The sequence below is a fragment of the Erwinia sp. OLFS4 genome (genome assembly GCF_002752165.1).
Classification (GTDB): Bacteria; Pseudomonadota; Gammaproteobacteria; order Enterobacterales; family Enterobacteriaceae; genus Izhakiella.
Genome location: NZ_MOMB01000025.1, coordinates 1 through 7237 on the forward strand (window position 1 = coordinate 1; position 7237 = coordinate 7237).

General features: G+C 54.9%; 7 protein-coding genes. 3 read left to right on the forward strand and 4 right to left on the reverse strand.

Annotation, left to right across the window (positions count from 1 at the left end; genetic code table 11):
• Both BL249_RS06410 and BL249_RS06415 read right to left on the reverse strand, forming a co-directional pair.
• Positions 1-131 (reverse strand): IS1 family transposase (locus BL249_RS06410; protein WP_342633895.1); only part of this gene is annotated, 131 nt, incomplete at its 3' end.
• 35 nt (positions 132-166) lie between these two features.
• Positions 167-2200, reverse strand: a complete 2034-nt coding sequence (locus BL249_RS06415; RefSeq protein ID WP_099707577.1) for a sigma 54-interacting transcriptional regulator — start codon at positions 2198-2200, stop codon at positions 167-169.
• A 482-nt stretch (positions 2201-2682) separates the two neighbouring features.
• On the opposite strand from BL249_RS06415, the gene BL249_RS06425 reads away from it, so the two are divergent.
• Positions 2683-4422 carry an ABC transporter permease gene (locus BL249_RS06425; protein ID WP_099707579.1) on the forward strand — a complete coding sequence of 580 codons (1740 nt, stop codon included), beginning with the start codon at positions 2683-2685 and terminating at the stop codon, positions 4420-4422.
• A 46-nt stretch (positions 4423-4468) separates the two neighbouring features.
• The gene (locus BL249_RS06430; RefSeq protein ID WP_099707580.1) at positions 4469-5770 is read left to right on the forward strand and encodes an ABC transporter ATP-binding protein; all 1302 of its coding nucleotides are present in this window, start codon (positions 4469-4471) and stop codon (positions 5768-5770) included.
• Between the two features lie 14 nt (positions 5771-5784).
• Here BL249_RS06430 and BL249_RS06435 read toward each other — a convergent pair whose 3' ends face one another.
• Positions 5785-6105, reverse strand: a complete 321-nt coding sequence (locus BL249_RS06435; protein ID WP_099707581.1) for a YciI family protein — start codon at positions 6103-6105, stop codon at positions 5785-5787.
• 122 nt (positions 6106-6227) lie between these two features.
• Between BL249_RS06435 and BL249_RS06440 the strand changes: the two genes are divergently transcribed.
• The gene (locus BL249_RS06440) at positions 6228-7064 is read left to right on the forward strand and encodes a LysR family transcriptional regulator (RefSeq protein WP_099707582.1); all 837 of its coding nucleotides are present in this window, start codon (positions 6228-6230) and stop codon (positions 7062-7064) included.
• A 9-nt stretch (positions 7065-7073) separates the two neighbouring features.
• On the opposite strand, the gene BL249_RS06445 is transcribed toward BL249_RS06440, so the two are convergent.
• On the reverse strand, positions 7074-7237 hold a 164-nt coding region (locus BL249_RS06445), incomplete at its 5' end, for an IS1 family transposase (RefSeq protein WP_241898819.1).

Genomic DNA, 7237 nt, shown 5'->3' on the forward strand with positions numbered 1-7237 from the left:
TAAGCGTAAGTGAGTTGAAACACGCGGTGGCAGTCACGGCAGCGAAATCTGTCATAGCCTTTAGGGTTCTGACCATGGCGGTAAACCTGAACAGACTGACAACGGGGACAATGAACGTTAACGCTGGCCATAAGAGAACCTCAAAAGCCCGCATTATACATCAGATTCAACCAATTAGAGGCATCACCAGATAGCGTTCCAGAATATCTTTCAGCTTGGCAGACACCCCGGCACCGGAAATACAGGAAATAACGATTTTATTGCCCCGTATCATTCCTTCGTAATAACGGGCTTCTACTTCATAAGCGCCCTTAATACTGTCAACAATCTCCGGCATGGACAGGCGATGCTGAATTTTACTGGCAATATCCAGCGCCATGGAGGTAGAAACGTTATTCATCACCAGTAAATCACTGTGCAGATGGAGCTTAATTTCCCGATAGATTTCATTCAGTGATCCCATATCAACCAGAATAATCAGGCCACTGCCATGCTGAATGCTGTCCAGATGACGGATAAGCATTTCAATAATCCCCTGAGTATCCACCGAAAAGGGCATATCAAAGGCTTTGAGGTAATAACCGCCCACCAGTTTATTGGCCGTACCGGCAATGCTGGACGCGGTGGCGCTGCCGTGGGAGACAATCACCCCCTGAATCAGCTGATCGGGTTCGACATGATGATGAAACAGGGTTCTGATAACCGGCCGCAATAGCGGCAGGGGCTGGGGCTGGGGAGTAACCTCGGCGTGAATTAACGCCAGACATTCATCAGCCACCATCAGCGCCCGCTGGGAAGTCCAGGCACTGGCTGCCGCAAGCTCGTCGGGATGCTGCTGCCCTGGCTGGGCGTGCAGCGCACACAGCAGACACAGCCAGAGGGTATTACGCAGCGCCGGATTAATTTCGATGCCGGTTAAATCGGCAAGCCGGGAAAAGGCATACTGGCTCTTTTTCCACAGATAGCCGTGCCGACTGCGATCCAGGAGCAAATCTGATTGAGAGTAGTGCAGCCACCTCTCCAGTTTACGCGTGAACAACGGCACATTGGCGCTCTGACAAAATTCAAGCAACAGATGCTCTTCATTCAACCAGCCGCCAAGACGCTGGCCGAGCAATGACAGCGAACCCGGCTGCCCCGCCGGTGAGATGGGCAAGCGCTCGCCCGCTGCTGCCGGATGGCCTGGTGCGGAAAGTGACAATATCAGATACGGCTGCTCCAGCGCTTTTTGCTGGCTCCAGGCGCCGGCACAGAGCACTTTTATTCGGTTTTTCAGTTCTCCCACGTTACCACGTACCGGAGTGGGTATCAGTTGTTGCATAAGAGCCACCTCCACCTGAATTTCCCGCTTAAGGCGACTGGCTTCCTGCTGCAAAAAAGCTTCAATTAACGCCACGCGCTCAGCCACCGGACGGGCACTAAACGCCGGCAACTCAACCCGGCAGGGAATGCGCCGGCGGAAAGTGGTCAGCAGCGCGTCATCACTGCCTTCAGTGGTGGCAAATAAAAATCTGACGTTGGCATAGCGGCGGGTACGGCTATCGCCGAGGCGGTAGAAGTAGCCTTTGTCCATAAACAAAAACAGCTTTTCCTGATTTTCCGCCGACAGGCGGTGGACCTCATCCAGAAACAGAAAGCTGCCATCAGCATGATCAAGCAGGCCGGTCTTTTCCCGATCGGCACCGGTAAAGGCACCGCGGATATAACCAAAAAGCGCGCCGGAAAGCAGCTCCGGATTATTGGCGTAGTCAGCACAGTTAACGTCCACCAGCTGGCTGCCAGCAGCAATAATTGCCTTCTCCACCGCATACTGGTGAATAAGATGGGCCAGATAACTTTTACCGACACCGCTTTCCCCCACCATCAGTAGCGCCAGCCCGTCCTGCGGATAATTCACCGCCGCGCGGCACAATTCCACCTGCGGCTGTAAGCTACCATCTGCACCAATAAACAGGCTAAAAGGATCATGCCCTGCGTGGATTGTCGCGCCAGTGGCATCGGTGTTGCTGGCCAGAAAAAAACGGACCGGTCGGGTATTCTGCTTGGTTAATTTCCCCTCATCGCAGAGCCGGTTAAGGTAATGGCTAATTACGCTGCGGCTGACTGCCATCAGGGCTTCACAGTCCTGAGCCGTGAAACCGGCATCATGGGAGGCATACAGCGTAGTGATTTTATACAGCAGGTTATCTTTCGCCGTCATGGTAGGGCCCCGGTCAAGGTAATGGCATGGAGGAAAGTTAAACACTGGACACTGCTATTTTTTTTATACACTGAATCCTGCGCTGCCTTTAGCGGATACGCAATCGGCTTGTCACGACAGAGCGATCTTTATCACAGCGGGCATCGTGCCAGGACTGGCGCTGACCAGACAATCACCTCCGTCGCCGGATAGCCTGTGCCACATGGCTGATTCACGTGCTGATATCGGCGCTTTTCGTCTGCAGTTTCACTTCATGTTAACGTCACGTAGATCGCGTATAATCGGCGCAAATCTGCCGCTAACCGAGGTAATCAGCTCACGGATTACCGCGGTGGCAGGCCAGGCGTCATTTATTGCAACACTTTCTAATTTTTACCAAAACTGGCTAAACTATGTCTGCCAGCGGACAGCCTGCTTAATGAATGGCGACTGGCAACAAAGGATCTATTATGTCAGCGGGCCGATAAACCGGAGGTACGCCCATGTTGTTCAGATTTAATGGCGGAGCATTGCGCCACCGACTGCTGCCAAATCGCTGGGATTTCGTTGCCTTTCCACTGATTATTGGCTCTATCGCCCTGATTGCCATGTTGTTTCAGCAGACCGTGCTGCCGATTGACACGCTGACAACCTCCCCGGTTTCACTGGACCCGGCCAACCTGCCGGAATACGCCATGCGTACCACGCTGCGTATGTTGCTGGCCATGCTGGCGTCGCTGATTTTTTCTCTGGTTTACGGCACCCTCGCCGCCAAGAGCCGCCGGGCAGAAAAAATACTGATTCCGGTGCTGGATATTCTGCAATCGGTGCCGGTACTGGGCTATATCTCCTTTACGGTAACCTTCTTTCTGGCGCTTTTTCCCGGCAAAGTGCTGGGTGCCGAACTGGCGGCAATTTTCGCCATTTTCACCAGCCAGGCGTGGAATATGGCATTCAGCGTTTATCAGTCGCTGCGAGCGTTACCACGCGATTTAAGTGAGGTTTCTCAGGGCTTTCATCTCAGCCCCTGGCAACGCTACTGGAAGCTGGATATTCCCTATGCCATGCCTGGCCTGATCTGGAATATGATGATGTCGATGTCCGGTGGCTGGTTTTTCGTGGTGGCATCGGAAGCGATTACCGTGGGCAGCAACACCATCAGCCTGCCTGGCGTTGGTGCCTGGCTGGCACTGGCCATTGACCGCCAGGATCTTCACGCCGTCGCCTGGGTCACTCTGACGATGTTTATCGTTATTCTGGCTTACGATCAGTTACTGTTTCGCCCGCTGGTTGCCTGGGCCGATAAATACCGAATGGAAACCACCCGCAGCGAACAGGCGCCGCAATCCTGGCTGAGGGATCTGACGCGTCGTACCCGGCTGGTACATCTTGCGATGATCCGTATTGGCAAGATTTTCGCGACCCTTGCCCGTCTGCGCCTGACATTTAAGCCTGCCGGTCAAGGGCAATACGACAGGCATCCGTTACAACGCCATGCCCGCCATATAGACCGACTGTGGAATCTGCTGGTACTGGCGCTGACCGCGCTGGTTATCTGGCAGCTGTTTCGCTGGATAAGCCACGATGTCACGCTGGCGCAAACCGGCCATGTACTGTGGCTGGGGCTGATTACCCTGCTGCGCGTACTGCTGCTTACAATACTCTGTTCGCTGATCTGGGTGCCGCTGGGGGTTATGATAGGTTTACGCCCACGGCTGGCCGCCGCAGTGCAGCCAGTAGCGCAGTTCCTCGCCGCCTTCCCGGCTAACCTGCTGTTTCCTGTCTTTGTGGTGCTGATTGTGCGCTATCAGCTCAATCCCGATATCTGGCTGTCACCGCTGATTGTGCTGGGAACCCAGTGGTACATTTTATTTAATGTCATTGCCGGCACCACTACCCTGCCTAACGACTACCGTGAAGTCACGGCAAACTTTCATATCCGTGGCTGGCAGTGGTGGCGTCAGCTTATCCTGCCCGGTATTTTGCCGTACTACCTCACCGGAGCCATCACCGCAACCGGCGGAGCCTGGAATGCCAGCATCGTCGCAGAGTGGGTTCAGTGGGGCGACGTGCAGCTACAGGCGCACGGGTTAGGTGCCTATATTGCACAGACCACCGCAGATGGCGACTTTCCGCATATTATTCTGGGCGTGGCGATAATGTCACTGTTCGTCACGCTTTTTAACCGCCTGCTGTGGCGTCCCCTGTACGCCTGGGCAGAAAATCGTTTCCGTATGGATTAAATATTGCGTGCAAACGCCGCTCGCTGAGAAACCGAGGAGAATTAAGATGGCTTTCACCGATTCTGCACAGGAAAGCATTCTGCATGTTAACGGTGTCACGCACGGTTATCAGAAGGCGCATGGCGAAGTGCGCATTCTTGATGACGTCAGGCTGGCGATCCGCCCGGGGGAAATTGTCGGTCTGCTGGGTCGCTCCGGTTCCGGTAAGTCAACGCTGCTGCGCATCATTTCCGGCTTAATTACCCCAAGCCAGGGCGAGGTTATTTATCAGGGCGCGCCGGTTACCGGTCCGGCGCGCGGCGTGGCGATGGTCTTTCAGACCTTTGCGTTATTTCCCTGGCTGACAGTACAGCAAAATGTCGAAGCCGGCCTTGAGGCGCTGGGGGTTGCCGCCGCCGAAAGGCGCAAACGCGCGCTGGCAGCCATTGACCTGATTGGTCTGGATGGTTTTGAAAATGCCTATCCGCGCGAACTTTCCGGTGGCATGCGTCAGCGAGTTGGTTTTGCCAGAGCGCTGGTTGTCGACCCGACGCTGCTGCTAATGGATGAGCCGTTTTCCGCGCTGGACGTCCTGACAGCTGAAACCCTGCGTACCGATCTGCTTGATCTGTGGACCGAAGGCCAGACCCCAATAAAATCGATATTGATCGTCACGCATAATATTGAAGAAGCCGTCTTCATGTGTGACCGCATTCTGATTCTGTCTTCAAACCCAGGGCGGGTGATTGCAGAAATTCAGGTCCCCTTCCCCCATCCCCGCAACCGGCTCGATCCCAGTTTCCGTCGTCTGGTGGATGAGGTTTATGCCCGGATGACCGATCGGCTCGGCCAGCCGGCAGTAAGCAAAACGTTACAGCTCGGCAGCCGCTTACCGGAAGTTTCCACTAACCTGATGGCCGGTCTGATCGAAACGCTGGCCGCTGAACCTTATTCCGGCCGGGCGGATATGCCCGAGATCGCCCATTCACTGCACCTGGAAGTGGACGACCTGTTTCCCGTCGCCGAAATTCTGCAGTATCTGCAGTTTGCCGATATTCAGCAAGGCGACATTTTTCTGACCGACGCGGCCCGTCAGTTTGCCACCTTTGATACACAGCAGCGCAAAGTGCAGTTTGCTGAGCATCTGTTACGCGGTGTACCGCTGGCCGCACACATTTGCCAGGTATTGCGCGAACGGCCGGAGCATCGCGCGCCACGCGTGCGCTTTGAGCAGGAACTGGAGGATTATCTTTCCGACTCAGCGGCAAGAGAAACCCTGGAAGCGGTGATTAACTGGGGCCGCTATGGCGAAATCTTTTCCTATAACGACCAGACTGAAACCTTCAGTCTGCAGGATGTGGAAAGCTGACCACCGCCTAAACGTTACGCCGATGGCTTGACAGTCAATGCCGCCAGTGCCGGCGGCAGCTGCTGACTGGAGAAGTCTTCCAGCAGGCCAAAAAGCGGGTCCCACTGCTGAATATCCAGGCTGGCAATCAGCCCTTCCCGCGCAAACGGGTCGGCGGCAATCAGCTCTCTGACCGTCTCAATGCCCGGCGCCCGAAAGATAAGAAACCCGGCACGCAGCGGCGTCTGCTTCAGCGGCCCGGATGCGAGCAAACTGCCGCTGGCGAGTAATGTCTGCAAATAGCGAACATGTTCAACCACATACGCGTCCCATTCCGGGCCGTGCGGGTGATCCATTCTGACAAGATAAATATTAATACTGATGTCCCGACAATCGCTTAACCTGTAGCAAGTGTAATCACTCAAATCAGTTGTTAAAATAGCCTGATGGTTGCTTTATTCACAACGGATAGTTGTTAATGCCGGATACCATCACCAGCATGCGGGTATTTATCAGCGCGGTCAGACTGGGCAGTTTTGCGGCGGCTGCGGAAAAAATGGCAATGTCACCTCAGATGGTGGCCCGTCACGTTGCCGCGCTTGAACGCCGGCTCGCCACACGGCTGTTAAACCGTACCACCCGCCGGCACAGTCTGACTGCAGCAGGACGTGACTACTATCAGCGCTGCCTGCACATCCTTGATGAAATTGAGCGCGCCGAAGAAAACGCCCGCACGCAAACCACGCAGCCAGCCGGTAGCTTAAGATTAAACGCGCCGGTCACCTTCGGACGTTATGTGTTAATGCCATTTATCACCGGCTTTCTGGCTCGCTATCCGGCTATCCATATTGATGTGGTGCTGTCAGACGCCCTCAGCGATCCGCTGGAAGGCGGTTATGATGTAGTGATTCGGATTGGTGAAGCCAATGCGAACCTGCGTCAGGTCGCTGTCGCTCTGCCACCATACCGACTGATGCTGTGTGCCGCTCCGGCGTATCTTCGCCAGGCAGGTATACCACAACAACCGGCGGCGCTCAGCGCCCATCAGTGCCTGATTTTTTCTCCCTGGCAGGCGGGTCTCAGCCATCGCTGGATACTGAGCGGTCCGGAAGGTGAGACTGAAGTGGCGGTTAACGGCAGACTGGCGGTCAATGACTGGGGCGGCTTGCTACAAGCCGCACTGGACGGTGCCGGCATCTTAGCAGGCTATGATCGGGCGCTACAGTCGTCTCTTAACAGCGCGGCGCTGATCCCGGTATTAACCGGCTATACTTTCCCTTTGCGTCCGCTGCACGCGCTATACCATCCTGGGTGATGCCTCCAATTAGTAGAACATGTGTTTCTCGATAAACGCTCCAATGACTTTTTCGTGGATCTCAACTGAGCGCGAAAAGCAGATTGTTTTACGAGCCAACCGTTTAATGCGGGTGCGGAGCGTCAGGTTATTACGTTCAATGCGTTGGGTGAAAATTTTGCCCGTCAGATGCT